Source organism: Neomoorella stamsii, from assembly GCF_002995805.1.
In the GTDB taxonomy this organism is placed as follows: Bacteria; Bacillota; DSM-521; order Neomoorellales; family Neomoorellaceae; genus Neomoorella; species Neomoorella stamsii.
Genome location: NZ_PVXL01000046.1, coordinates 14,189 through 38,859, shown reverse-complemented (window position 1 = coordinate 38,859; position 24,671 = coordinate 14,189). Strand labels below are relative to the sequence as shown.

At 56.7% G+C, this 24,671-nt stretch carries 27 protein-coding genes and 1 tRNA gene; 27 read left to right on the top strand and 1 reads right to left on the bottom strand.

Translation table 11 applies throughout. From position 1 onward, the window contains the following. Nucleotides 1–61 precede the first annotated feature (61 nt). The 9 genes from dapF to MOST_RS09430 all read left to right on the top strand — a co-directional run bounded on the left by dapF (nt 62) and on the right by MOST_RS09430 (nt 7,011). A complete protein-coding gene (dapF, locus tag MOST_RS09470; RefSeq protein ID WP_054938319.1) occupies nt 62–913 on the top strand; it encodes a diaminopimelate epimerase in 852 nt (283 codons plus the stop codon). A gap of 124 nt (nt 914–1,037) precedes the next feature. After that, the gene (locus MOST_RS09465) at nt 1,038–2,210 is read left to right on the top strand and encodes an LL-diaminopimelate aminotransferase (protein ID WP_054938318.1); all 1,173 of its coding nucleotides are present in this window, start codon (nt 1,038–1,040) and stop codon (nt 2,208–2,210) included. Between the two features lie 55 nt (nt 2,211–2,265). Then, nucleotides 2,266–3,144, top strand: coding sequence for a YicC/YloC family endoribonuclease (locus tag MOST_RS09460; protein ID WP_054938317.1), 879 nt, complete (start codon nt 2,266–2,268; stop codon nt 3,142–3,144). Nucleotides 3,145–3,162: 18 nt separating this feature from the next. Continuing rightward, on the top strand, nt 3,163–3,438 hold the full coding sequence (gene remA, locus MOST_RS09455; RefSeq protein ID WP_054938316.1) for an extracellular matrix/biofilm regulator RemA: 276 nt from the start codon (nt 3,163–3,165) through the stop codon (nt 3,436–3,438). A 151-nt stretch (nt 3,439–3,589) separates the two neighbouring features. Beyond that, a complete protein-coding gene (gene rpoZ, locus MOST_RS09450; RefSeq protein ID WP_054938315.1) occupies nt 3,590–3,793 on the top strand; it encodes a DNA-directed RNA polymerase subunit omega in 204 nt (67 codons plus the stop codon). Continuing rightward, entirely contained in the window at nt 3,790–5,022 is a 1,233-nt protein-coding gene (gene coaBC, locus MOST_RS09445) for a bifunctional phosphopantothenoylcysteine decarboxylase/phosphopantothenate--cysteine ligase CoaBC (RefSeq protein ID WP_054938314.1), read from the top strand. Before rpoZ ends, coaBC begins: the two co-directional genes overlap by 4 nt. A gap of 4 nt (nt 5,023–5,026) precedes the next feature. Next, nucleotides 5,027–6,214 (top strand): methionine adenosyltransferase, encoded by a 1,188-nt coding sequence (metK, locus tag MOST_RS09440; RefSeq protein WP_054938313.1) that lies wholly within the window; start codon nt 5,027–5,029, stop codon nt 6,212–6,214. Nucleotides 6,215–6,271: 57 nt separating this feature from the next. Further along, on the top strand, nt 6,272–6,832 hold the full coding sequence (locus MOST_RS09435; protein ID WP_054938312.1) for a YdcF family protein: 561 nt from the start codon (nt 6,272–6,274) through the stop codon (nt 6,830–6,832). A 104-nt stretch (nt 6,833–6,936) separates the two neighbouring features. Continuing rightward, nucleotides 6,937–7,011: transfer RNA gene (locus tag MOST_RS09430), tRNA-Thr, on the top strand. 256 nt (nt 7,012–7,267) lie between these two features. Here MOST_RS09430 and MOST_RS09425 read toward each other — a convergent pair. Next, nucleotides 7,268–7,624, bottom strand: coding sequence for a hypothetical protein (locus MOST_RS09425; protein ID WP_054938311.1), 357 nt, complete (start codon nt 7,622–7,624; stop codon nt 7,268–7,270). Between the two features lie 309 nt (nt 7,625–7,933). On the opposite strand from MOST_RS09425, the gene MOST_RS09420 reads away from it, so the two are divergent. From MOST_RS09420 to MOST_RS09335, 18 genes are all read left to right on the top strand, one after another. After that, nucleotides 7,934–8,191, top strand: a complete 258-nt coding sequence (locus tag MOST_RS09420; RefSeq protein WP_054938310.1) for an AbrB/MazE/SpoVT family DNA-binding domain-containing protein — start codon at nt 7,934–7,936, stop codon at nt 8,189–8,191. Further along, nucleotides 8,172–8,609 carry a type II toxin-antitoxin system VapC family toxin gene (locus MOST_RS09415; RefSeq protein WP_054938309.1) on the top strand — a complete coding sequence of 146 codons (438 nt, stop codon included), beginning with the start codon at nt 8,172–8,174 and terminating at the stop codon, nt 8,607–8,609. Before MOST_RS09420 ends, MOST_RS09415 begins: the two co-directional genes overlap by 20 nt. 143 nt (nt 8,610–8,752) lie before the next feature. After that, nucleotides 8,753–10,129, top strand: a complete 1,377-nt coding sequence (locus MOST_RS09410; protein WP_054938308.1) for an FAD-binding oxidoreductase — start codon at nt 8,753–8,755, stop codon at nt 10,127–10,129. 406 nt (nt 10,130–10,535) lie between these two features. Next, nucleotides 10,536–12,974: a replication restart helicase PriA gene (priA, locus tag MOST_RS09405; RefSeq protein ID WP_054938307.1), complete on the top strand. Its 2,439-nt coding sequence runs from the start codon at nt 10,536–10,538 to the stop codon at nt 12,972–12,974. Between the two features lie 19 nt (nt 12,975–12,993). After that, on the top strand, nt 12,994–13,452 hold the full coding sequence (gene def / locus MOST_RS09400; RefSeq protein ID WP_054938306.1) for a peptide deformylase: 459 nt from the start codon (nt 12,994–12,996) through the stop codon (nt 13,450–13,452). Between the two features lie 49 nt (nt 13,453–13,501). Then, complete coding sequence (gene fmt, locus MOST_RS09395; protein WP_054938305.1) at nt 13,502–14,437, top strand: methionyl-tRNA formyltransferase; 936 nt, start codon at nt 13,502–13,504, stop codon at nt 14,435–14,437. Then, the gene (locus MOST_RS09390; protein ID WP_054938304.1) at nt 14,428–15,234 is read left to right on the top strand and encodes a DUF116 domain-containing protein; all 807 of its coding nucleotides are present in this window, start codon (nt 14,428–14,430) and stop codon (nt 15,232–15,234) included. Before fmt ends, MOST_RS09390 begins: the two co-directional genes overlap by 10 nt. A 15-nt stretch (nt 15,235–15,249) precedes the next feature. Next, nucleotides 15,250–16,629, top strand: a complete 1,380-nt coding sequence (rsmB, locus tag MOST_RS09385; protein ID WP_054938303.1) for a 16S rRNA (cytosine(967)-C(5))-methyltransferase RsmB — start codon at nt 15,250–15,252, stop codon at nt 16,627–16,629. A gap of 54 nt (nt 16,630–16,683) precedes the next feature. After that, on the top strand, nt 16,684–17,190 hold the full coding sequence (locus MOST_RS09380) for a hypothetical protein (RefSeq protein WP_054938302.1): 507 nt from the start codon (nt 16,684–16,686) through the stop codon (nt 17,188–17,190). Beyond that, entirely contained in the window at nt 17,180–18,043 is an 864-nt protein-coding gene (locus MOST_RS09375) for a sensor histidine kinase (RefSeq protein ID WP_054938301.1), read from the top strand. The genes MOST_RS09380 and MOST_RS09375 overlap by 11 nt, the downstream gene beginning before the upstream one ends. Nucleotides 18,044–18,123: 80 nt before the next feature. Next, on the top strand, nt 18,124–18,789 hold the full coding sequence (locus MOST_RS09370) for an accessory gene regulator ArgB-like protein (RefSeq protein ID WP_054938300.1): 666 nt from the start codon (nt 18,124–18,126) through the stop codon (nt 18,787–18,789). Nucleotides 18,790–18,795: 6 nt separating this feature from the next. Further along, nucleotides 18,796–18,930, top strand: coding sequence for an AgrD family cyclic lactone autoinducer peptide (locus MOST_RS09365; RefSeq protein WP_083476857.1), 135 nt, complete (start codon nt 18,796–18,798; stop codon nt 18,928–18,930). Nucleotides 18,931–19,056: 126 nt separating this feature from the next. Next, nucleotides 19,057–20,124 carry a dual-specificity RNA methyltransferase RlmN gene (gene rlmN / locus MOST_RS09360; RefSeq protein ID WP_054938299.1) on the top strand — a complete coding sequence of 356 codons (1,068 nt, stop codon included), beginning with the start codon at nt 19,057–19,059 and terminating at the stop codon, nt 20,122–20,124. Further along, entirely contained in the window at nt 20,124–20,873 is a 750-nt protein-coding gene (locus tag MOST_RS09355) for an FHA domain-containing protein (protein ID WP_054938298.1), read from the top strand. The genes rlmN and MOST_RS09355 overlap by 1 nt, the downstream gene beginning before the upstream one ends. A 19-nt stretch (nt 20,874–20,892) precedes the next feature. Continuing rightward, entirely contained in the window at nt 20,893–21,375 is a 483-nt protein-coding gene (locus MOST_RS09350; RefSeq protein ID WP_161952827.1) for an FHA domain-containing protein, read from the top strand. Beyond that, a complete protein-coding gene (locus MOST_RS09345) occupies nt 21,329–22,039 on the top strand; it encodes a Stp1/IreP family PP2C-type Ser/Thr phosphatase (RefSeq protein WP_054938296.1) in 711 nt (236 codons plus the stop codon). Before MOST_RS09350 ends, MOST_RS09345 begins: the two co-directional genes overlap by 47 nt. Then, on the top strand, nt 22,032–23,288 hold the full coding sequence (locus MOST_RS09340; RefSeq protein WP_054938295.1) for an FtsW/RodA/SpoVE family cell cycle protein: 1,257 nt from the start codon (nt 22,032–22,034) through the stop codon (nt 23,286–23,288). Before MOST_RS09345 ends, MOST_RS09340 begins: the two co-directional genes overlap by 8 nt. Next, nucleotides 23,285–24,670 (top strand): peptidoglycan D,D-transpeptidase FtsI family protein, encoded by a 1,386-nt coding sequence (locus MOST_RS09335; RefSeq protein WP_054938294.1) that lies wholly within the window; start codon nt 23,285–23,287, stop codon nt 24,668–24,670. The genes MOST_RS09340 and MOST_RS09335 overlap by 4 nt, the downstream gene beginning before the upstream one ends. The last annotated feature ends 1 nt before the right edge of the window (nt 24,671 follow it).

The following is a 24,671-nucleotide window of genomic DNA, read 5'->3' as shown; positions in this document are numbered from 1 at the left end:
AAATTAAAAGGTAATGCTAAAATAAAAGAATGAAATGCCGCGAATGATAGGGTGATTACCATTGCATTTTGTCAAGATGCATGGCCTGGGTAATGATTTTGTTCTGGTAAACGCCCTGGAAGAAAAAGAACAAGAACTGGGCGATTTACCAACCCTGGCGCGGCGGGTCTGCCACCGCCGCTTTGGTATTGGAGCCGATGGGCTGATCCTGGTTTTGCCTTCAGCCCGGGCGGACTTAAGGATGCGGATTTTTAACCCCGACGGCAGTGAGCCGGAGATGTGCGGCAATGGCATTCGCTGCTTTGCCCGCTATGCCTATGAAGAGGGGCTGGTGCGGGGACCGGAAATCCAGGTGGAAACCCTGGCCGGAATTATAAAGCCCCGGCTGATCCTCAATGGTAATAAAGTTGCCGGTGTCCGCGTAGACATGGGCGAGCCTCGCCTGGAGCGGGGCCAGATTCCCATGGCCGGCGAAGGTTCACCGGTGGTGGATGAGCCGGTGACAGCGGCCGGGACTACCTGGCGGGGAACCTGCGTTTCTATGGGAAATCCCCATTGCGTTTTTTTTGTTGAGGATGTAGCGGGGGCTCCCGTGACTACGGTGGGGCCAGCGGTAGAAAACCACCCCCTCTTTCCCCAGCGCACCAACGTCGAGTTCATCGAGGTCCTGAACCGCGGCGAGCTAAAAATGCGCGTCTGGGAGCGGGGAGCCGGGGAGACCATGGCCTGCGGTACCGGTGCCTGCGCTGCCGCCGTCGCCGGCGTCCTCACCGGCCGCAGCAACCGGGAAGTGACGGTCCACCTGGCCGCCGGTGACCTGCAGATCGAATGGTCGAGGGAGAATAACCATGTTTACATGACCGGACCAGCAGTAGAAGTCTTCCGGGGCCATTTCCCCCTCCATGAGGAGTAAAACGACCACCGCAGGTGGATGTAATGGTTCGAACTGAGTCATCGTTCTACCGGTGCGTAGCTTTAAGCGGCGGGAGGACAAACCCTCGCTGAAAAGCATGCTATTTTGGTAAGGAGGCTAAATTATGCAAGAAGCCAGGCGTATCCGCGAGTTACCACCCTACTTATTTGCCCGCATTGAGAAAAAAATTGAAGTGGCCCGGGAACAGGGAGTTGATATCATCAGCCTGGGTATCGGCGATCCTGATCTCCCTACCCCGGCCCATGTCATAGATAAACTGGTGGAACAGGCCCATAACCCTGAAAACCACCGCTACCCCACTTCAGTAGGCATGCTGTCTTTTCGCCAGGCCGTGGCCGACTGGTACCGCAACCTTTACAATGTTGACCTTGATCCCCGCCGAGAAGTAGTAACCCTCATTGGGTCCAAAGAGGGTATCGCCCATATCTCCTTCTGCTATGTTGACCCCGGCGATATCAACCTGGTACCCGACCCCGGCTACCCCGTCTACCATATCGGCACCCTGCTGGCCGGTGGGGAATCCTACTTTATGCCCCTCACGGCGGCCAACGGCTTTTTGCCTGACCTTAAGGAGATTCCCAGCGATGTCGCCCGGCGGGCGAAGCTAATGTTTATCAATTACCCCAATAACCCTACCGGTGCCGTGGCCGACCTTAAATTTTTCCAGGAAGTGGTCGAGTTCGCTAAAAACTACGATCTCATTGTCTGCCACGATGCCGCTTACAGCGAAATTACCTACGACGGCTACCGCGCCCCTTCCTTCCTGCAAACTCCCGGGGCTAAAGACGTGGGTATTGAATTTAATTCTGTCTCCAAGCCCTACAATATGACCGGCTGGCGCCTGGGCTGGGCCTGCGGCCGCGCCGATGTCATCGAGGCCTTGGGCCGGCTCAAGTCCAATATTGACTCCGGGGCCTTCCAGGCCGTCCAGTATGCCGGCATTGCCGCCCTGACGGGGCCCCAGGACGGTCTTGCTGAAGTCCGGCGCATTTACCAGGAGCGGCGGGACATCATTGTTGAGGGACTTAACTCCCTGGGCTGGCAGCTGGAGAAGCCCAAAGCTACCTTTTACGTCTGGGCGCCGGTACCCAAAGGCTATACTTCGGCCGGGTTTGCCGAGATGGTCCTGGAGAAGGCCGGCGTGATTATAACTCCAGGTAACGGTTATGGTAATTATGGCGAAGGTTATTTCCGTATTGCTTTAACCATCAGCAAAGAACGCATGCAGGAGGCCATTGAACGCCTGCGGCGTGCCTTGGGAAAAGTAGAATTTTAATGGCAATCAGGGGCGCAAAACTTTTGCGTCCTTCCTTAAATGGAAGGGGCAGGCCATGCTGAACAGTATGACGGGTTATGGCCGGGGTGAAGCCAGCGGCACCGGCAGGACTGTTATTATAGAGATCAAGGCCGTAAACCAGCGTTTCCTGGATGTGGTGATCCGGCTACCCCGCCTTTATACGGCCCTGGAAGAAAAGATACGCCAGGTTATTAAAAATAGCCTCAGCAGGGGCCGCGTGGAAGTAATGGTGAGCATCAGCGAAGAAAATGTGGAAAAACGGCCGCTAACCGTTGACATGGGCCTGGCAATGGCGTATTATAATGCCTTGAAGGAATTGGCGCAAAATCTGGCTATTCCGGCGGATATTACCGCCGAGAAGCTATTAGCTATGCCAGAGGTCGTTAAAGTTGCCGAACCGGAATGGGACGAGGCCACCCTCTGGCCGGTAGTAGCCGGAGCTTTAGAAAAAGCCCTGGCGAATTTACTCGCCATGCGCCGGGCCGAAGGGCAACGCCTGCAGGCTGACCTGGAAGAACGGGTCGCCATTGTCCGTCGGCAGGTGGAAGCTATCCGGGAACGGGCGCCGGAAGTACCCCGGGAGTATGCTGAGCGTCTTAAAGAGCGGGTAGCCGAACTAACCGGGGGCCTGGCCCTGGATCCCGGGCGCCTGGAGATGGAAGTAGCCCTGCTGGCCGAACGGGCTGATATCACCGAGGAAATCATCCGCCTTTTAAGTCACCTGGAGCAAATGGCAACGGCCATGGCCGGGGCGGAACCGGCGGGGCGGCGGCTGGATTTTATCCTGCAGGAAATGTGGCGGGAGATTAATACCATCGGCTCCAAGGCCAGTGACCTGGCCATTAGTAATCTAGTAGTAGCGGTTAAGGGTGAACTGGAGAAGATGCGCGAACAGGTCCAGAACGTGGAGTAGGTAAAGGAGGGGGAGTATATGGACCTCAAATTAATTAACATTGGCTTTGGTAACATTGTTTCCGCCCGGCGCATAGTAGCCATTGTCAGCCCCGAGTCAGCACCCATTAAACGAATTATCCAGGAAGCCCGCGACCGCGGCATGTTAATTGATGCCACCTATGGCCGCCGGACCAGGGCGGTGATTATTACCGACAGCGATCATATCATCCTGTCGGCCGTCCAGCCGGAAACGGTGGCCCACCGCCTGTCTTCCCGGGAACCTATTAATACAAGTGAGGAAGCGGAAGAATAAATTCCGGCCGGATAACAGCAGAGCACTACCGGGACGCGGGTGGCCACGATAAATGGCAGCGCGAATATATCCTTGTCCTTGATCCCCAGGGAAAAACGTATAAAAGAGCGTTTTCCTGCGGGTGTTTTTATCTTTTCGGGAGGAAGAAATATTGAAACAGCCATCCCTGGATCAACTGGAAAAGCGAGTTGGCAGCAAATACGCCCTGGCGGTCCTGGCCGCCAAGAGGGCGCGGACGCTGACAGAAGGACAGTTTGCCAACCTGTACCCTAAGGGGACCAAGCCAGTAACGGTAGCCCTCATGGAGATTGCTGAGGGCAAGATAAAATATGAGTGGGGCAAGAAGAAGGCGTGAAGTTCTTAGAGGGTAAAACCATCATTTTAGGGGTCTGCGGCGGCATTGCCGCCTACAAGGCGGCCGAGCTCTGCCGGCTTTTGGTCCAGGAAGGGGCTACCGTCCGGGTGATCATGACAGCAGGGGCAACGGAATTTATTGCCCCCCTGACCTTCAGCACCCTGACGGGGCAACAGGCCCTGACAGAAATTTTCGGGGCCGGGAGCGGGGGACCCTTGACCCATATTGACCTGGCTAACAAAGCTGATCTTTTCCTCGTTGCCCCGGCGACGGCCAATATCCTGGCCAAGCTGGCCACCGGCCTGGCCGATGACCTCCTGAGTACCACAGCCCTGGCGGTAAACTGTCCCACCCTGGTGGCACCGGCTATGAATGTGAATATGTATGCAAAAGCAGCCGTCCAGGAAAACCTGGCGACATTAAAACGGCGCGGCTGGGGCATTATTGAACCGGAGGAAGGCTTCCTGGCCTGCGGTACTACGGGCAAAGGCCGGCTGGCCAGTTTAGAGCGTATAGTCGCTGCCTGCCGGCGAGCCCTGGCACCCCAGGATTACAGGGATCTGGTGGTGCTGGTGACTGCCGGCGGCACCAGGGAACCCCTGGACCCGGTAAGGTACATAGGTAATTATAGTTCCGGTAAAATGGGTTATGCCCTGGCCCGGGCGGCCTGGGAGCGTGGTGCCAGGGTGACGCTAATCACTGCCAGCCCGCTACCGCCACCACCTGAGGTAGAAGTGGTACGGGTCCAGACGGCAGCCGAAATGCTGGCCGCCCTGGAGGAGCGGTTTGCGGGAGCAGATATAGTCCTCAAGGCAGCCGCGGTAGCCGATTTCCGGCCTGTAGCTAAGGCAACACAGAAGATCAAAAAGGGGCAACAGAGGGAATTATTTATTCACCTCGAACCGACTGTGGATATCCTGGCTTGCTTAAGCAGGATGAAAGAAAGACAAATATTAGTCGGCTTTGCCGCCGAAACGAAAGACCTGCTAACAAACGCCGGCCAAAAGCTCAAGGAGAAACAGCTGGACTTAATCGTAGCCAACGATGTTACCAGGCCCGGAGCAGGATTTGGCAGCGAAACAAATATTGTCACTTTGCTTTTTCCTGGCGGCCGTAAGGAAGAATTACCGCAGTTACCAAAGCTAGAAGTGGCCCATCGTATCCTGGATGCCGTCACAACTTTGCCGCGCTTTCCGGGGAGGAGCGCAGGGCCGGAAAGGGAGGAATAAAGAAATGGCACGCAAGTTATTTACATCCGAATCTGTAACTGAAGGACATCCTGATAAAATTGCCGACCGCATTGCCGACGCCGTCCTGGATGCCATTTATGAAAAGGATCCCCTGGCTAGGGTGGCCTGCGAGTGCCTGGTCAGTACCGGACTGGTCCTGGTGGCCGGGCAGATAACCACCGATTGCTATGTGGATATACCGCGGGTGGCCCGGGAAACCATTCGCGAGATTGGCTACACCAGAGCCAAATTTGGCTTTGACTGCGATACCTGTGCTGTGGTCACATCCATTGATGAGCAGTCGCCGGATATTGCCATGGGCGTCAATGAAGCCTGGGAGAAAAAGCAGGGGGTAGCCAGGGATGAATTGGAGACCCTGGGCGCCGGCGACCAGGGGATGATGTTTGGCTATGCTACCCGGGAGACGCCGGAGTATATGCCCATGCCTATTGCCCTGGCCCATAATCTCACGCGCCGGTTGGCTGAGGTGCGGAAAGAAAGGATCCTGCCCTATTTACGGCCGGATGGTAAATCTCAGGTGACGGTGGAATATGAAGACGGCCGGCCCGTAAGGGTGGATACTGTTGTTATTTCCACCCAGCACCGGCCCGACATCGAGATGGCCACCTTAAGGGACGACATCCTGGAAACCGTCATCAAACCGGTAATTCCGACAGAGATGCTGGATAACCGGACGAGATATTTTATTAATCCCACCGGGCGCTTTGTCGTTGGCGGCCCCCAGGGCGATACCGGCCTCACCGGTCGCAAGATTATTGTCGATACCTACGGTGGTATGGCCCGCCATGGCGGCGGTGCCCTCTCCGGCAAGGATCCCACCAAGGTGGACCGCTCGGCTGCCTATGCTGCCCGCTATGTGGCCAAAAACGTGGTGGCGGCCGGCCTGGCCGACCGCTGTGAGGTCCAGGTAGCCTACGCCATCGGCGTGGCGCGGCCGGTATCTATCAGTGTTGAGACCTACGGCACCGGTAAAATCAGTGACGAACGGCTGGTGGAATTAATCCAGGCCCACTTCGACCTGCGTCCGGGGGCTATTATCCGCGACCTGGATCTGCGCCGGCCCATATACAAGCAGGTGTCCGTCTATGGCCATTTCGGCCGTCCCGATTTGGACCTACCCTGGGAGCGCCTGGATAAGGTAGAGGACTTAAGGGAGGCTGCCGGGCTATAAGCCGCTATAGCCGCAGCCCACGGCCCTTGCCCTTATTCACCGGAAGCAGGTCCGTCAATGCTAAAAAGGATAATCATTACGGCAGTCCTGGTAGTTATTATAACTACAGGGTTGATGTATGGTTACATTGAGTGGTATGGGCGAAACTTAGAGCCCGGAAGTGCCGATGTGATCATCGTGCTGGGCGCCGCCGTTTGGCAGAATAGTCCCAGCCCGGCTTTGCTGGAACGGGTTTCCCTGGCTGAAGAACTCTTTCGCGGGGGATATGCACCGGCGATAATAACGACGGGCGGTACCGGTACCTTGAATCCAACCCCCGAGGGTACCGCCGCCCGCTTAACCCTGATTGCCCGCGGCATACCCCCTGACGTAATCCATGAAGAAGTAAAATCACGCAATACCAGAGAGAACCTCGACGGGGCCAGGAAAATCATGCAAAAGTACGGGTGGCAGGAAGCCATTATTGTCACCCATGATTACCACCTGCTGCGGGCCATCACCGAGGCGCGGCGGCTGGGCATAGAAGCCTCCGGCGCCGGTGTCCGCAGGACGGCCATGTTTCGCCCGCCGCTGGTCCTGCGGGAAGTGGTCGCCAACCTGGTGAGATGGATTATTTGAGGAAAGACCACTATTATGCCGGTATCCAATTGGACACTGCATGCACAGGTGAAGCAGTATTGATTCCCCGCCCCGGGGATGTTATAATATCACCTGTGACGAATGCTGATGTGGCTCAGGGGTAGAGCAGCGCACTCGTAATGCGCAGGTCGAGGGTTCGAATCCCTCCATCAGCTCCAGAAAAAAGCTAGACGCCGCAAGAGTTTGCGGCGTTCGCTGTTTCTTCCGACAGGGATAACTCCAGACGGGCCGGTTGGTTACGGCGGTTTTTAAACTTTAAGACCAGGTGTTTTTCAATCCTGGCGAACATAAATTTTATCTATGTAGTCCGGCATTGTAGGCTTTTTCCCTGCAAAGAAAAAGGCTGTTGACCTACTAACTTGTCAACAGCCTTTGGTGTCTTTGTAATGCTAAGGGATACCAATGGTGTTCAGATTAGGGGTCCACTTGCACGGGTTCAATTTCAATAGCACAAATACGGCCTACAGGAATTATGATTTTCCTCATGATCTGTTTATCAACGAGTTGACCACCACTGAAAACCTTCATGAAGAGGCAATCGCCCGGTGCCGGAAGCAGAACTGCAAAATTAAAGACGAAAAATAATTTGGATCCGTTTATAACTTTTTTGCAACAATCTCCACACTCGAATTCAATGCCAATTTTTTTGTCTCCGTCGAGTTGCATTTCGTTGAGGGCGGCCTCCAACCCTTCCAATGCTGGATCTTTTTTTTCGGGTGAACCATCTTTAATCTTGTCAAAAATTGTGTTCAACTCAGCCTCTTGAGACATAGGAATCACTCCTCCTTTTATTCTTTGATAATATAATATGGCTTCATACGGAAAAGGTTCCATATTAAGCCAAATATATTAAGCTACACCAAATTCTTCCCCCTACCCGCAGGAAAGACAGGGAGCATTGCCGGAGATTCGGCGACTCCTGGCTAATTCCATGCGGTACCATTACCGTCTGGTAACCAGTGCCTTCAGAGCCCTCGCCTACAAACCTTTGACACGCACCAATGTAGATCTAAGGTTGTATTTTTCATCATTAAGTTTTACAATAAATTTAGAGGTAAAGCAAAAGAGAGGTGAGGGTTAATGCCGACGGTGAAGATTTCCGCTAAGGGTCAAGTGGTTATCCCTGCTCATTTACGCCAAAAATATGGCCTCCAGGCGCCGGGAAGGGCCATAATTACAGAGAAGGAAGGTCAAATCATTATTACCCCTGCCCCGGCTGACCCGGTTAGAGGGGCGCGAGGCATGTTGAAAGCAAAACAATCATTGACAAAAACCCATGCCGCCTATAAGCGGGAAGAACGTAAATTAGAGGCAGACCATGAACGGCAGTTACCATAAAAATTTTGTCCTTGACGCTTATGCCGTCATTTGTTACCTGGAAGACGAAACTGGAGCTGATGAAGTAGCTCTGCTACTAAAAAAGGCCGGGGATAACACCGTGCGGCTATTCATGACGTGGATAAATTTAGGTGAAGTATATTACCGGGTACACCGGAAATATGGGGAAATAGAAGCTGAAAGGGTCCTGGAAACGGTAAAAAACTGGCCGGTTGAGTTTTTGGCAGGTGACGAAGATTTAACGCTGGTGGCCGCCAGAGTAAAGGCTTCCTATGCCCTGTCTTACGCCGACGCCTATGCCATTGCTGCGGCGTTAAAAAATAATGCTGCTGTAGTGACGGGTGATCCGGAAATTAAGAATGCCAGTGTTAAAATGGGTTTTCCTTTAACCTGGCTGGGACAAGGTAATCCAGAGTAATCCCTTACCCTTGTTAGGGTTTTCGCTTATAAGGTCATACCGAATTCGTAATGCACAGGTAAAGGCGTGTGAGCATGAAAAACATGGCTCGGTGCCGAACTAACCTTAAACAGGAAGGAAACCGGCTTTAAGAGGCGATTGATTTGCAGGCTTCCCTACAGCAAAAGCTGGCAAGGATTGTCGGGAAGGACCGGGTACTGGCGTCACCCGAAGATCTCCTTTGCTATTCTTACGACGGTACTTTTGTGTCCTACAAGCCGGATGTGGTAGTTAAGCCGGCCAGTACCGAACAGGTGGCCCGGGTCCTGGAACTTGCTTACCGGGAGGGGATCCCGGTCCACCCCCGCGGCGCTGGCACGGGCTTGAGCGGCGGATCGGTGCCCCGGGGCGGGGGTATAGCCCTGGTAATGACGGCTATGAACGCCATTTATGAGATTAACACAGAGGACATGTTGGCTGTAGTAGGTCCGGGGGTAATTACCGCTGAACTGCACCGGGCGGTAGAAGATAGGGGGCTTTTCTATCCCCCGGACCCCGGCAGCGCGGAAGTTTGCACCCTAGGTGGCAACGTTGCCGAGTGTGCCGGGGGGCCCCGCGCCCTCAAGTATGGCGTTACCAGGGACTACATCCTGGGCTTGGAAGTAGTGCTGGCCGACGGTCGGGTAATTCACCCTGGGGGCCGGACCGTCAAAAACGTTACCGGCTATGACCTTTGCCGGCTGTTTACAGGGTCTGAAGGGACCCTGGGGGTGATCACCAAAATTACCCTGCGCCTTATCCCTAAGCCCCAGGCCGTTAAAACCATCCTGGCAGCCTTTAAGGACCTGGTGCAGACAGGTGAAGCAGTCAATGCCATCCTCAGCGCAGGGATAATACCCAGGACCCTGGAGATCATGGACAGTGTCTCCATTGCCATCGTGGAACAGTTCAGCCCCTGCGGGTTACCCCGGGAAGCAGCAGCCGTGCTCCTTATCGAGACTGATGGGGAGTGGGAGCAGGCCCAAAGGGAAGCAGGGAGGGTAGTAGCGGTCCTGGAGGAAGTGGGAGCTACCGAAATCAGGTTGGCTGCTGAAGCCCGGGAAGCAGGAGAATTATGGCGGGCACGGCGGGCCGTCTCCCCGGCCATAACCCGGATTAAACCCACCAAAATTTCCGAGGATGCTACTGTCCCCCGCAGCCAGGTGCCGGCCATGATCCGGAGGCTGGGACAAATTCGAGAAAAATACCAGATAGACCTGGTCATCTTTGGCCATGCCGGTGACGGCAACCTCCACCCCAACATAGCCTGTGACCGCAGGGATGCCGGAGAGATGCAGAGGGTGGAAAAGGCCATTGCCGAAATCTTCCAGGCCGCTTTAGAATTGGGGGGGACCCTTTCAGGAGAACACGGCATCGGCCTCCTCAAGGCACCTTTTCTGATGGCAGAACTGGGAGAGGCCGGCTACCAGGCCATGCAGGATATTAAAAGATCCCTGGACCCGAAAAACATTCTCAACCCCCACAAGATTTTCTCTGAGTGACAGGGTTATCGATATCCAGGCGGCGGGTACGGGTCCATGTGGCCAAGTTATAAGCTATAAGCAGGTAGAAAATGGGAGAATAAATCTGAAACCGGGAGCATCCATCCGTTCAGCTCTGGCTACTCTGGCTCCCCCCTGGATGCTGTAAGTCTCTCCGGTGTACTTTTCCGCGGGCCAAAGAAAAGGGAGGTCTCCCGGGGGTTAAATTTTACTTGATGATACTAAAGTTTAAAAAGCGAAGTGGAAGCGGAGAGAAAGTGGAGAGGGTCCGGGCTGGCCAGTTAAATCACCTTTAACTGCAGGGAACCCCCGGCAGGCTTAAAACTGGGGATACCCAAACATTCACTACCGGCTTCAAATCTGCTATAATATTTCTGGTGGATCAGTTAACCAGGAGGGGGTCGAGTTGGCGAATTTGCTGGTAGAAGTGGCCGTCAACTCGGCCCCTGGTTGCGCCCGGCTCCCATGCTGGGCGAGGATGGAAACTATCACTGGAACGTTAACCTACCAGGTACCCCTGGAGCTGGCTTCCCAGGTAAAAGAAGGCTCCCTGGTCCTGGTAACGGTGGGGAAGCAGCTGGCCACGGGAGTGGTAGTTGCCCTGCCTGATAAAGCGGACCGGGCCGGGCTGAAGGCCATCAAGGCTGTCCTGGAAAGGGATTTCCTGTCACCGGGAATGGTAGAACTTAGTCGCTACCTGGCGGAGCGTTATTTATCTCCCCTGGCGGTAGCCCTGAATACCCTCCTGCCGCCGGCAACAGGCAGGCGCCTGGAACGCCGTTGGTGCTGGCTACCGGGCGCAGGAGGCGAAACGGAAGAGGCTTTAAACCTGGCTAACTGCCTGCCCCCGCCGGCCGGAGCTGTGGCCGCCTACCTGGCCAGCCGCCGGGTGGCCGGGGAAGGCCAGTTAAAGCAGTTAGGCCGCCGCCGGGAACTTAGCGAGGCTTTAGCCTCTTTAAAATCCCACGGCCTGGTCCGGGAAGAGTGGTCCTGGCGGGAGGCGCCCCGGGAGAGGCGGCCCCGGTGGGTAGTACCCGGGGAAGGGGTGGCAGCGGCAATAGAAACCCTGGTAAAAAAAGCGCCGCGCCAGGCGGCCATCCTGAAGGACCTCCGGGACGGCGGACCCCGGCCGGTGACCAGCTTTGCTGCCGGCGGGGGATATGCCGCCCTGAAGCTCCTGGAAGAACAGGGCTTAATTACGATTACCTCGCTACCTCCCGGGGATAATAAAGAAATATGTCCTGAAATCAAACTTAATGCAGCCCAGGAAGAAGCAGTGGCAATTATTAATGCCGCTCTGGGACGGGGAGGGACCTTTTTACTCCACGGTGTTACCGGCAGCGGCAAAACCGAGGTGTACTTGCGCTGCGCCGGCGAGGCCCTGGCAAAGGGCTACCAGGTCCTGTTCCTGGTTCCGGAACATGCCCTCATCCCGCAAATGGTAGCCCGGTTAAGGCAAAGGCTGGGGGACCGGGTGGCCGTTATCCACGGGGATTTGCCTGCCGGTGAAAGGGCTACCGTCTGGGAGCAGGCCCGCCGGGGAGAAATCCAGGTTATCACCGGCAGCCGGTCGGCCCTTTTTGCCCCTTTCCCGCGGCTGGGGCTCATCGTCGTTGATGAAGAACACGCCGGCAGCTACAAGCAGGATACCGCACCACGCTATGACGCCCGGGAGGTTGCCATCAAGCGAGGGCAGCTGGAAGGAGCGGTGGTGGTTCTGGGGAGTGCCACCCCCAGCACTGAGAGTTTTTACCTGGCCCGGCGAGGGAAAATACAGTTATTACAGCTACCCCGGCGGGCGGGGAATGTAAGCCTGCCCCGGGTGGAGATAGTCGATTTGCGGGCCGAATTCCGGGCCGGTCACAATGGTATTTTAAGCCGGCGGCTGGAGCAGGGGATAACTGCCGCCCTGGCAGCGGGACAGCAGGCCATCCTCTTTTTAAACAGGCGGGGCTATGCCCCCCATGTTCTTTGCCGCCGCTGCGGCCACGTTCCTTTATGCCGGCATTGTGCTGTAGCCCTGACCTATCACCAGGATGGTACCCTGCGCTGCCATTACTGCGGCTACGTCCAAAAAGCAGGAGCCAATTGCCCGGTGTGCGGGGGCACCGTGGTACGCTTGGGTTCCGGCACCCAGCGGGTGGAAGAAGAAGTGCGGGCTTTATGGCCTGGGGCTAGAATTTTACGGGCCGATGGGGATACTACAGCCAGGAAGGGCCAGTGGGAAAAGATCTACCGTACCTTTGCTGCCGGACAAGCTGATATCCTTATCGGTACGCAGGCCATTACCAAAGGTATGGATTTTCCTGGTGTTGCCCTAGTGGGTGTGGTTAACGCCGATTTATCCCTGTACCAGCCGGACTTTCGCGCCCGGGAACGTACCTTCCAGCTGTTAACCCAGGTAGCCGGCCGGGCCGGCCGCCGGACCGGCGAAGGGGAAGTTATTATTCAAACTTATAACCCCCAGGACCCGGCTATTACCCTGGCCGCGACCCAGGATTACCATAAGTTTTACGAGCAGGAGATAGCTATGCGGCGTAATTTGAGCTATCCTCCCTTTATAAAACTGGTGCGGCTGGGTTTTACCGGCCCGGATGAGGCCAGGGTTATTGAAACCGCCCATGAGGTGGCGGGACTAATCAACAATAAAGGCAGCAAGATCCAGGTCCTGGGGCCGGCGCCGGGGTACCCGTCCCGGGTCAAGGATAATTACCGCTGGCAGTTGATTCTCAAGGTGCCTGCCTGGTCGCGCTATAAGGGCCACCTGGCTGCAAGCCTGGCAGCTTACCGCAACCGCCATGATGTCCGTATGATAGTAGATGTAGGGCCCATTAATCCCTGGTAGAAAACAGGAGGCAAAGAGGTTGGCAATTCACCAGATTTTAATCCACCCTGACCCCATCTTACGGGAAAAGTCGCAGCCGGTAAAAAAGATTACCCCCAATATCTGGAAGCTCCTGGATAACCTGGCCGATACCATGTACGATGCCCCCGGGGTGGGCCTGGCCGCCCCCCAGATAGGGGTCTTAAAGCGGGTCATTGTCGTTGACGTGGGGGAAGGGCTGATTGAACTGGTTAACCCGGAAATAATAGCGGCCAGGGGAAGAGATGTAGGGCCGGAAGGGTGTCTCAGCGTCCCCGGGGCCCAGGGGGAAGTACCCCGGGCCGCAGTCGTAACTGTGCGGGGCCTTGACCGCCACGGCCGGGAGAGGGAAATCAAGGCGGAAGGCCTCCTGGCGCGCGCCCTGCAGCACGAGATTGACCACCTGGACGGGGTCCTCTTTATCGATAAAGTAATTCGCTGGTTGGAGGATAAACCTTAATTCCGGCTTCGGACTTCTTGCCTCTGAATTCCGAAAAGGAGCGGTAGACATGCGCCTGGTATTTATGGGGACGCCGGATTTTGCCGTACCCTCTCTAAAGGCCCTGCTTAATTCCGGCCATGAAATCGCCGGGGTGGTTACCCAGCCCGACCGGCCCCGGGGACGAGGCAAAAAACTCCAGCCGCCCCCGGTTAAGGAGACGGCGCTGGCAGCGGGACTGCCGGTGAGCCAGCCAGCGGCCATGAAAGAGGAGGAATTCTTAACCAGGCTACAGCAATGGCAGCCAGAAGTCATTGTGGTCGTTGCCTTTGGCCGTATCCTCCCGCAGGAGATTTTGGACCTGCCAGAAAAGGGCTGTATCAATCTGCACGCTTCCCTCTTACCCCGCTACCGGGGGGCAGCCCCCATCCACCGGGCGGTAATGAATGGTGAAAAAGAAACCGGAGTCACCACCATGTGGATGGTGCCGCAATTAGATGCCGGCGACATCATTCTCCAGGAGAAGCTGCCCATTGGGCCGGATGCCACCACCGGGGAAATCCACGACCGGCTGGCCATCCTGGGTGCAGAACTCCTGGTACATACCCTGGACCTGGTGGCCACCGGCCGGGCTCCCCGCCAGCCCCAGGATGATGCTCTGGCCACCTACGCGCCTCCCCTGCAACCGGATGAAGAGAAAATTAACTGGGAGCGGCCGGCAGGAAAAATTTATAACCTTATCCGCGGCCTGAACCCCTGGCCGGGGGCCTACACCCTGCGGGCTGGCGAACGCCTGAAGGTATATGGCGCCAGAATTTTAGATGAAGCAACTACCGGGGTACCGGGCCAGGTGGTGGCGGTGACGAGTGAAGGCTTTGTTGTCCAGGCAGGAAGAGGTAAGCTGCTCATTACCACGGTCCAGCCCCAGGGGAAAAAGATCATGCCGGCGGATGCCTACCTGCGTGGTTATCCCCTGGCCACCGGGGAGGTGCTGGGATGCGCATAAAAAAGCGCCTTTTCATTGGCCTCCTGGCCCTGAGCCTTTTGTTTATAACTGCCGTGCTGGCAGGCAGCTGGTATCTCCTGGTTAACCATACCAGTTTTCTCAATCGTCTCCTCCTGGTTCTGGGTTTTTTTACCCTGGCCGTCCTCTTCCTCATCATTGCCCTGGGAATCGCCGGGCTGGTATTGATCCTCTGGCAGGAACGCAGCCGGCCCTTCCTCCAGCGCCTGGGCTTAATAGCCGTCAATACCCTTTTTCCCGTGGCCCTGGCCCTAGGCAGGCGCCTGGGTGTTAAGGCAGAAACCATTAAAGCCTCGTTTATTGAGATGAATAACCAGTTAGTCCGCCTCCAGGGCCTGCTGATAGAACCCGGGAAGATCCTTCTCCTGGCTCCCCACTGCCTGCAGTGGAGCGGCTGTCCCCATAAAATCACTGTTGACGTCTATAACTGTCGCCGCTGTGGCCACTGCCCCATTGATTCCCTTCATGCCCTGGCCGAAAGATACGGTGTCCGCCTGGCCGTAGCTACCGGAGGTACCCTGGCCCGGCACTTTGTCAAACAGTACCGGCCGCGGGCCGTGGTGGCCATTGCCTGCGAGCGCGATTTAACCAGTGGCATCCAGGACACCCAGCCCATGCCTGTCCTGGGGGTTTTAAACTCAAGGCCCCAAGGCCCCTGCCTCAATACCCAGGTTAATTTAAACCAGGTAGAGCAAGCCATCCAGTTTTTCCTGTACGGTCAAACAATCAGCCAGCCCCAGGTGCGCAGCGAAGGCTGGGGAGTTGGTAGCAGTGTTTAGAGGAGGTAACAGAGGGTGAAACTCAGGCCGGCTGCTTCGGCCCGGGAGGCGGCCCTGCAGGTCATTTACCGGGTGACGGAGGAAGGGGCCTTTGCCAGCCTGGCCCTGGATGAAGTCTTGCAGGCCTCCAACCTGGAGGGCCGCGACCGCACCCTGGCCACGGAGCTGGCCTACAGCGCCATCAAGGCCTGGCAAACCCTGGACTGGGCCCTGGGCCTCTTTTTAAAACACCCCCTGGCGAAACTGCCGCCCTGGATCCGCTGTCTTTTGCGCCTGGGTGGGGTGCAGCTCATGTATTTACCCCGGATACCGGCGCGGGCGGCCATCTATGAAACAGTGGAACTGGCCAAAAAATACGGTCACCGGGGCACTGTGGGCCTGGTAAACGGCGTCCTGCGCCATTTAGATCGCCGGAAAGATGATTTACCTTATCCGGATCCCGGGAATGATCCTGCCGGCTACCTCTCCTTGCGTTACTATCACCCCCGCTGGCTGGTAGAGAAATGGCTGGCGCAGTTTGGCTACGAAGAGACGGAGGCCCTCTGCCGCGCGGATAATGAACCGGCCCTGATGGTTATCCGCACCAATACCCTGAAGACGACAGTAGCCGGCCTGGCCGCGCGCCTCCAGGACGAGGGAGCTACCGTCAGGCCGGCCCGCTATGCCCCCGAGGGCCTTATAGTTGAAGGCCTGGGGGCGGTAAAGGCTAGCCCTTCCTTCCGGGAAGGGTTGTTCTATGTCCAGGATGAAGGTTCCCAGCTGGTCGGTCATGCCTTAAAACCCGAACCGGGGTCTATTGTTATCGATGCCAGTGCCGCCCCCGGCGGCAAGACCACCCACCTGGCCCAGCTCATGGTCAACCGGGGCACGATTCTGGCCTGCGATGTCCATCCTTCCCGCCTGGAGTTAATTAAAGAAAACTGCCGGCGCCTGGGGGTGACTTGTGTCCGGGCGGTTCTGGCGGATGCCCGGGAACTGGGGCAACGTTACCCGGAGGTTGCCGATTATTTGCTCATTGACGCCCCCTGTTCGGGGCTGGGGGTGCTACGCCGGCGGCCAGATGCCCGCTGGCGCAAGGAGCTGGCCGGGACCTGGGAAATGGCCCGGCTACAGCTGGAGATCCTCCTGGGAGCCAGGCGGGCTTTAAAGCCGGACGGGGTTTTAGTCTACAGCACCTGCTCCCTGGCCCCGGAAGAAAACCAGGAAGTTATCCGGCAATTCCTGGACCGGGCGCGGGAATTTTCCCTTGTTTCCCTGGAACCATGGCTGCCGGTCCTACCAGCCGACCTGGAGGTCCCGGCCCGGCAGGGCTGGGTCCAGTATCTACCCCAGCGCCACGGTACCGACGGCTTCTTCATAGCGCGCTTAAAAAGGGAGGAAAATAGAGGATTTTGACCTGCGATGCAGAATTTGGTTTAGGTGGATAGGCGGTAAACTGGGGGGAAATTTATGGACATCATGCCCTGGACGGCTCTGGTCTTCCAGTCTATACCGGAGGAAATAATTTTAGTTACTTTAGGTTTGGCCCTAGTTGGTGAGTACCCCAGGATGAAAGGGATTGTAGTGGTCGGGATAATCGGGGCGGTGTTTTCTTTTTACTTCCGGCGTTTATCCCTGGATTTTGGCGTTCATACTTTAGCTTTAATTATTGCACTAGCTCTTGCAATACGACTGATTTTACGGCTAAATTTTTTTAAAGGGCTTATAGCCTCTTCCCTTGGTATCCTTGCTTTAGGTATTGTTGAGAGTATATCTATTCCTATTGTATCCAATCTTACTGGTATCAGTGTTGCAACAGCCTTACATGATCCATGGTTAAGGGTTCTTTTTCCCTTACCGGATGAAATAGTCCTGGGCCTGGTGGCATACTTCTGCCGGCGCCGGCATTTCTCCTTAATATTTGGGGATGGACTGCTGCGTAGTCATAAGAGAAAGGAAAAAGAGGATGAAAAGTAAAAATTTAACCTGGGTTATTATCACCTTGGTCCTACTGCAGACCTTTTTGATTGTGCTTCTAAATTTAAGCTATTATGTCCGGCAAATTTTTCACATTTTTACCCTGGAGCAGACACCAGCTGCCAATCTGATTCTCTCATTTTTACTTTTGCTGACTTCCATGGGTATGATTTATGTTTTATTTTCAGCAGCCGGCCGGGACATGCAGCTCCTGCGCCAGGAATTGTACATCGAAAATTTAAAGGAGAGCCTGAAGAATTTACGCACCCAGCGCCACGACTTCATCAGCCACCTGCAGACGGTCTATGGCCTGCTGCAGTTGAACATGGCCGATGCTGCCCTGGAGTACATAACTTCGGTCTGCAACGAGGTGCGCCAGCCCACCCGCATCATTGAAGTCAACCAACCGGTCCTGGCGGCCCTCTTCCAGGCCAAGGCCGCGGCGGCGGAAGCGCGGGGGATAAACTTTCAATACGAGATCAACAGCGATTTAAAGGGGTTCTTGCTGTCCCAGACGGATGCCACCAGCATCTTTGGCAACCTCCTGGATAACGCCATCGAAGCCACCCTGGCCGCCCTGCCTGGTATGGAAAAGCGCATCTGGTTACGGATCTTTAATGCGGGCAATTACTACTGCTTTGAGGTGGGCAATACCGGCCCGGTCATTACCTTGGAGCTGCAGAAAAAGATCTTTGAACGGGGTTTTACCACGAAGAAGGTCGATAAGGAGAACCACGGCCAGGGGCTTTACATCGTCCAGAAGCTGGTGGCAGCCCATAACGGCCGGATCGAGGTCCGCAGCAGCGACCAGGGCACGGTTTTTACCGTGAAAATTACCATTTTATCGATATAATTTGCCAGGGCAGCAGGAATCTGGAGAATCATGTAGAATAATATGGTAGAATTAGCAAACCCTTATGGAGCAGGTAAGACTTGCTAAGTATCCACTATTTAGCCCAAAGCAGTGCCGCTTACCTGGTAGCCAGGTTGCCGGAGGGTCAAAATAAACCACAGGTAGAAGTAGTAGCCTTTGGCCTGGAGGTGGCCCTGGGGGCTAGCCTGCAGTTAATCGCCTTTGTGGCCGTTGCCTGGTACCTGGGCTTGCTGCCAGAGATGATGGCGGCCCTCATAACTATGGCCACTTACCGCCTCCTGGCTGGCGGCGTGCACTGCAGCGCCTATTACCGTTGCTTGATTTTATCGTTGTTAACCTTAGTCCTCTTGGCCTCCCTGGGCCGCTGGCTGGCGAGTATCTTGGGAGGGAGTTTAATGGTTGGCGTGGTGGCGGTATTTGCGGCGAGCCTGGTAATTGCTTGGCGCCGGGCGCCGGCAGACACGGCTGCGGCCCCCATTATCAACCCGGTACGCCGGGCCAGGTTAAAGAAAGCCTGTTATTTGTGGTTAGTTCTATGGTTAGCAGTCGTTAGCCTGGGTTATTACCTGGGGTGGCCTGGCAGCAGCACCCTGGCCAGCAGCCTCATGGCCCTGGTTTTCCAGGGCTTTGCCCTGACACCTCCGGGTTTTGCCGTCGTGGGGCGGGCAGACGGCCTGTTAAAACGTCTCCTGCCCCTCGATAAAAAGCTAGAGGGAAGGAGGTGAAGTTTCATGTTGAAGAAGCTAGCGGCCACTGTAGTTTCCCTGGGCGTGGCCCTGGCCGTCCTGGTGGCCAACGGCAGTGTGCTGCCGACCAGCGCGTGGGTCTGGCACCAGCCGGAAGTCCCGCCCGGTTTAAGGAAGTAGCGTAAGGGGGATTACATAGTTAAGGGGAGGTTTCACTCCCCTTTTTTTTCTTTATCTTGACCCCTACCCGGCGCAATGTGGTATATTATGGTATGGCTTCATTCATAATAATGCCAGGGGATGGTTATGACTACCAGGATTGACCTGCGGGGCCTGCTGCCTGAGGAACTGGCGCAACTGGCGACCGGACTGGGTGAAGCGCCCTACCGCGGCCGGCAGCTCTTTCACTGGCTCCACCGCCGCCGGGCTACTAGCCTGGATGAGATGACCGACTTGCCCGGGGCTTTCCGGGCCCGGCTGGCCGGGCGGGCGTTATTGCCGCCGGTAGAGATTAAAAACCGCCGGGTGGCGGCCGACGGCCTGACCCGGAAATTATTGCTGAGCCTGGCGGACGGCGAATTGATTGAATGTGTCCTTATGTCCTATGAAGATGGCCGCCGGCGGCAGACTGCCTGCCTGTCCAGCCAGGTGGGCTGCGCCATGGGCTGCAGCTTTTGTGCCACCGGCCAGGGTGGTTTCCGGCGCAACCTTACGCCGGGGGAAATTGTCCTCCAGGCCCTGGCCCTGGTGGGAGAAGGGCAGCAGCGGGACCCGGAGGGCCGCTTGAGCAATATCGTCTTTATGGGCATGGGCGAGCCCCTGCTTAATTACCAGGCCGTCCTGAAGGCCACGCGGATATTTGAACACCCGGCAGGGTGGGGCATAAGTCACCGGCGGATCACCATTTCTACCTGTGGCCTGGTACCCCAGATTTTGCAGCTGGCCGGGGAGGAGCCGCCCCTGGAACTGGCCGTTTCCCTCCATGCGGCCACCAATGAACTGCGGGAGCGGTTAATGCCCATTAACAGGCGTTATCCCCTGGAAAAGTTGATCCCGGCCTGCCGCCACTATAGCCAGGTGACGGGACGGCGGGTCACCTTTGAATATGCCCTCATTGCTGGGGTCAATGACCGCCGGGAAGACGCCCGCCGTTTGATCGAGTTGCTCCGGGGAACGCTGGCCTTTGTCAACCTGATCCCCTTAAATCCGGTTCCCGGCAACCCTTTCCAGGGTGTAAGCGGGGAAAAGGCACGGCTTTTTGCTACCTGGCTGCAACAGGCCGGCCTGGCAGCTGCCGTGAGGGAAAGCCGGGGGCAGGATATCGCCGCCGCCTGCGGCCAGCTCCGCTATAACGCCAGCAGGGAGGTGCTTTAATGGATTGGCTGGAAAAAAACGAGCGTTTCTGGCAACGCCTTTTTGATGGACTTTTTCGCCGCGGGGCCGATGTTTCCCTGCAACCCGTGGAGATTGCCAAAAAACTGGCTAAAACCATGGCAGCCCGGCGGACGGTAAGCGTCAGCCGTGTTTATGTTCCCAATGTTTACCTGGTTAATCTCAATCCAAAGGATTTTGAACGCCTGGCGGCCTTTGAAAATTCCCTGGCCAGGGAACTGGCCGACTACTTAAAGAAGAAGGCGGCCGAGCAAAATTTTACCATGGTCGGCGAGCCCCGGGTAGAGCTGGAGGTAGAAGATGAACTGGCCCCAGGTGAGGTGCGTATCCACGCCCGGATGGAAGAAGGGCGGCCGGAGGAAGATGCGGAAACCAATCATGTTGAAGGCGATACTTTAATTTACAAGGCGATCGACGAAGAGGTTGACCGGCCAGGCCGGCCCTCCTTAAAACTAGCCGTCATTGCCGGGCCGGATGCGGGGCGTACTTTCCTCTTGCGGCCCGGGAAGCAGGTCCTGGGGCGCCATCCGGCCTGCGACTTTATCCTTACCGACGAGCAGGTTTCCCGGCGCCACTGCCAGCTGGAAGAAAGCCATGACCGGGTCTTGCTGACGGACCTGGGCAGCCGCAACGGTACCCTGGTTAACGGGAAGAAGGTGGAACGGGCCTTTTTGAACCCCGGCGACCGTATGCAGGTGGGCCGGACTGTGTTAGAATTACAGGTAAGCTAGGCGGGAACGGGTGGTTACTTTGGCGGAAATTTTACTGGCCGGGTTGAGATTTGTCTTTGTAGTTTTAATCTACCTTTTCCTGTGGCATGTCTTAAGGCTCATGTACCTGGAGCTGGGGCCGGGACATACCCTTAAGCGTTCCCCTGCCGCCAGGGGCCGGCCCGTTTTAACCGTCCTGGAAGCAAAAAACGGGAACATAAAAAGAGGAGAAAGATACTTCCTCGGCGAAAATATTACCATTGGCCGCGATAAACATAACGATATTGTCATCAATGACATTCACGTTTCGGCCCGCCACGCTGTAATTACCCGTAGCGGAGAAGAATGGCAGTTGCTTGACCTGGATAGCACCAATGGGACTTACGTTAACGGCCAGTTACTAACCGGTCCGCAGAGTTTACGGCCCGGCGATCAAGTACGGATTGGCGGCGTGACCTTTAAAGTGGGGTGGGAAGATGCGAGCCGACGCCCTTTCCCATACCGGACTGGTGCGGCCCGGTAATGAAGATTATTTTATTATCGACGTTGAACGGGGGCTTTTTGCAGTAGCCGATGGTATGGGCGGGCACCAGGCCGGGGAAGTTGCCAGCCACCTGGCTCTACGGGCCCTGCAAGACAGGCTTTTTAACGGGACAACGGGGGAACCATTGTCCCGGTTGCTGGCAGCGGCAGCCTTTGCCAACGAAATAGTTTACCGTTCTTCCCTGTCCAGCCGGGAACGGGCGGGGATGGGTACGACCATGACGGCCGTCTGGATAGTGGGGCCAAAGGGTTTCCTGGTCCACATCGGTGACAGCCGTGCTTACCTTTTCCGGGACGGACAGTTAGAGGTCTTAACTAACGATCATTCTTATGTTGGCGAACTAGTCCGCTGCGGCGGCCTGACGGCGGAAGAGGCCCGCCAGCACCCCCAGCGCAATATTCTTACCCGGGCCCTGGGTACCGGGGGTACGGTGAATATTGACAGCCGGGAAATTGAGCTTAAGCCGGGGGACCGGTTGCTTTTATGTACTGACGGCCTTTATGAGGTCATTCCCGATCAGGAGCTGGCGGCTATCATGAACCGCCACCAGGAACTGGCTGGAGCTACCCGGGAATTGCTGCGGTTGGCCCTGGAACGGGGCGGGCCGGATAATGTTACGGTGGTGTTGGCCCTTTATGAGTAGCAGCGGCACCAGCACGAACCGGGGGCAGGAGATGGCCCTGCTCATCTGGCCGTCTTTAATCCTGACTGCCGGGTACGGTTATATGGTAACCTTTGTCCCCCGCCAACCAGGCTGGCAGCCGGCCTATGCCCTGGCCCTGCTGCTGGGGGGCTTCTGGGGGGTGCACTTGATTTTAAGGGTTACCCGCCATGGTGGCGATCAATTTCTCCTTCCCCTGGCGGCCAGCCTGACGGCCCTGGGCCTTACCTTTTTGTTCCGCCTGGATCCCGGTCTGGCTTACCGCCAGATTATCTGGACCATACTGGGGCTTTTAGTCCTGATAGTCGTAGCCACTGGTTTTCGGGATTACCAGCGCCTGGAGCAGTACCCCTATCTCTTTTTATCCCTGGGGCTTTTTTTCCTCTTCATTACCGTCCTGGCAGGGACGCGCATCGGTGGGGCCAAGAGCTGGCTGACCCTTGGTTCCTTCCGCATGCAACCGGTAGAAGCTGTCAAGGTTCTCATGGTCATGTACCTGGCCGGCTATTTAAGCGACAAAAGGGAACTACTGGTCCAGGGAGCAGGGCGGATATCCTGGGGCCCCCTCCTGGTCGCTGTAGCTATGGCCGTTCTATTGCTGGTCCTGCAGCGGGACCTGGGTTCAGCCCTGATTCTCCTCGTTACTTTCCTGGCCATGCTTTACCTGGCCACCGGGAAATTACGCTTTTGTGTGGCGGGAGGAGCCTTATTTAGCCTGGGGGCGGTACTGGCTTACCTGGCTTTTCCCTATCTCCGGGCGCGCATTGCCGTGTGGATCAACCCCTGGGCTGATTATACCGGGGCAGGTTACCAGGTTGTCCAGGCCCTGATCTCCCTGGGCAGCGGCGGTATCTTTGGTACTGGCTTGGGCCTGGGTTATTCCCAGGTGATCCCGGCCGTAGCCACGGACTTTATCTTTGCTACCATGGGCGAGGAAATGGGATTAATGGGCAGCCTGGGGGTTATTCTTTTCTACCTGTTATTTGCCCTGCGAGGTTTCCGGGCCGCCCTCCGGGCCCCCGAGGAACAGGGCATGTTGCTGGCTGGCGGGCTGACCGTCCTCTGTACTTTCCAGGCCCTGGTCATCATGGCCGGGGTCAGCAAACTCCTGCCCCTGACGGGGGTGACCCTGCCCTTTGTCAGTTATGGCGGTAGTTCCCTGGTGATTAGCTACCTGCTGTTAGCTTTACTCCTCAATGTCAGTGCTGCCGGCCGGGAGGCCAAACCATGAAAACCAGGGTGCGCCGCCTGGCCCTGGCGACAGGCGTAATTTTCGTCATTCTTATTGTTCACCTGACCTACATCCAGGCCATAGCCGGCGAGAGGTTATATTTAAACCCGCTAAATCCGCGCTTGAACCTGGTGGAGCAGCAAACCGAGCGCGGGGCGATTTATGATCGCGCCGGCAGGGTCCTGGCCCGGACAGTGGGGAACCCGGGCCAGTTCCAGCGCCAGTACCCTTACGGCCCGGCAGCAGCCCTGGTGGTAGGGTATGTTTCCGGGCGCTTTGGCAGCAGTGGCCTGGAAGCCAGCCGGGATGGGGACCTCCTGGGTTTTACCGGCTGGCAGCACCTCCTTAATCAAGGGCGGCGTTTAATGGGCCAGGTGGCCCGGGGTAATGACCTGACCCTGACCCTGGATGCCGATTTACAACGCCTGGCAACCAGCTTGCTGGCCGGCCGGCGGGGAGCGGCTGTGGCCCTGGACCCGCGTACCGGTGCCGTCCTGGCCCTGGCCAGCAGCCCGACCTTTGACCCCAACCGGCTGGAGGAGGAATGGCAGCGGATTAATAGCCCCGGCGCCGGCAGTCCCCTCTTGAACCGGGCCATCCAGGGCCTCTATCCCCCTGGTTCGATTATGAAGCTGGTAACGGCCACCGCGGCCCTGGAAGTCGACCCTGGTATTTTGCAGCGTGATTTCTACTGCCCGGGCTACCTGGAGGTCCAGGGTTGGAAGCTTACCTGTCCCCGGCCCCATGGCCACCTGAATTTCCAGCAGGCCATGATGTATTCCTGCAATGTTACCTTTGCCACCCTGGCCCTGGAAGCCGGGGCGGATAAATTCAAAGAAACGGCAGCCCTGTATGGCTTTGATAAACCTTTAAAATTTGACCTGCCAGTCGAGGAATCCCGGGTGCCGGGCCGCCTGGATGCCAGCGCCCTGGCAGAGGGCGCCATTGGCCAGGGGGCCGTCCTGGCAACGCCCCTGCAAATGGCCATGGTCACGGCGGCCATTGCCAATAAGGGTATCTTAATGCAACCTTACCTGGTCGAGAAGATAACGGTAGCAGGTGGCCGGCTCCTCTGGCAGGCTGTGCCGCGGCCTCTCCAGGTGGTAACCGGGGCTAAAGTAGCGACGGATATTAAAGAAGCCATGGTGGCTACAGTTAACGGTGGGACAGCTACGGCCGCAAGCTTACCGGGGATCCAGGTGGCGGCCAAAACAGGCTCAGCCCAGAACCCCGGGGGCGAAGCCCATGCCTGGCTGGTGGCCTTTGCCACGGCGGATGAACCCCGGATCGCTGTAGCCGTAGTAGTGGAAAATGCCGGTGCGGGCGGCGTTATAGCAGCTCCCCTGGCCCGGGAAATTCTGGCGGCAGCCTTGAGGCGGTGAT

Coding starts and splice junctions, on each gene's coding strand:
- MOST_RS09465 (WP_054938318.1), top strand. CDS start 1,038: ATGCAAGAAGCCAGGCGTATCCGCGAGTTACCACCCTACTTATTTGCC.
- MOST_RS09460 (WP_054938317.1), top strand. CDS start 2,266: ATGCTGAACAGTATGACGGGTTATGGCCGGGGTGAAGCCAGCGGCACC.
- remA (WP_054938316.1), top strand. CDS start 3,163: ATGGACCTCAAATTAATTAACATTGGCTTTGGTAACATTGTTTCCGCC.
- metK (WP_054938313.1), top strand. CDS start 5,027: ATGGCACGCAAGTTATTTACATCCGAATCTGTAACTGAAGGACATCCT.
- MOST_RS09435 (WP_054938312.1), top strand. CDS start 6,272: ATGCTAAAAAGGATAATCATTACGGCAGTCCTGGTAGTTATTATAACT.
- MOST_RS09425 (WP_054938311.1), bottom strand. CDS start 7,624: ATGTCTCAAGAGGCTGAGTTGAACACAATTTTTGACAAGATTAAAGAT.
- MOST_RS09420 (WP_054938310.1), top strand. CDS start 7,934: ATGCCGACGGTGAAGATTTCCGCTAAGGGTCAAGTGGTTATCCCTGCT.
- MOST_RS09415 (WP_054938309.1), top strand. CDS start 8,172: ATGAACGGCAGTTACCATAAAAATTTTGTCCTTGACGCTTATGCCGTC.
- fmt (WP_054938305.1), top strand. CDS start 13,502: ATGCGCCTGGTATTTATGGGGACGCCGGATTTTGCCGTACCCTCTCTA.
- MOST_RS09390 (WP_054938304.1), top strand. CDS start 14,428: ATGCGCATAAAAAAGCGCCTTTTCATTGGCCTCCTGGCCCTGAGCCTT.
- MOST_RS09380 (WP_054938302.1), top strand. CDS start 16,684: ATGGACATCATGCCCTGGACGGCTCTGGTCTTCCAGTCTATACCGGAG.
- MOST_RS09375 (WP_054938301.1), top strand. CDS start 17,180: ATGAAAAGTAAAAATTTAACCTGGGTTATTATCACCTTGGTCCTACTG.
- MOST_RS09365 (WP_083476857.1), top strand. CDS start 18,796: ATGTTGAAGAAGCTAGCGGCCACTGTAGTTTCCCTGGGCGTGGCCCTG.
- rlmN (WP_054938299.1), top strand. CDS start 19,057: ATGACTACCAGGATTGACCTGCGGGGCCTGCTGCCTGAGGAACTGGCG.
- MOST_RS09355 (WP_054938298.1), top strand. CDS start 20,124: ATGGATTGGCTGGAAAAAAACGAGCGTTTCTGGCAACGCCTTTTTGAT.
- MOST_RS09345 (WP_054938296.1), top strand. CDS start 21,329: ATGCGAGCCGACGCCCTTTCCCATACCGGACTGGTGCGGCCCGGTAAT.
- MOST_RS09340 (WP_054938295.1), top strand. CDS start 22,032: ATGAGTAGCAGCGGCACCAGCACGAACCGGGGGCAGGAGATGGCCCTG.
- MOST_RS09335 (WP_054938294.1), top strand. CDS start 23,285: ATGAAAACCAGGGTGCGCCGCCTGGCCCTGGCGACAGGCGTAATTTTC.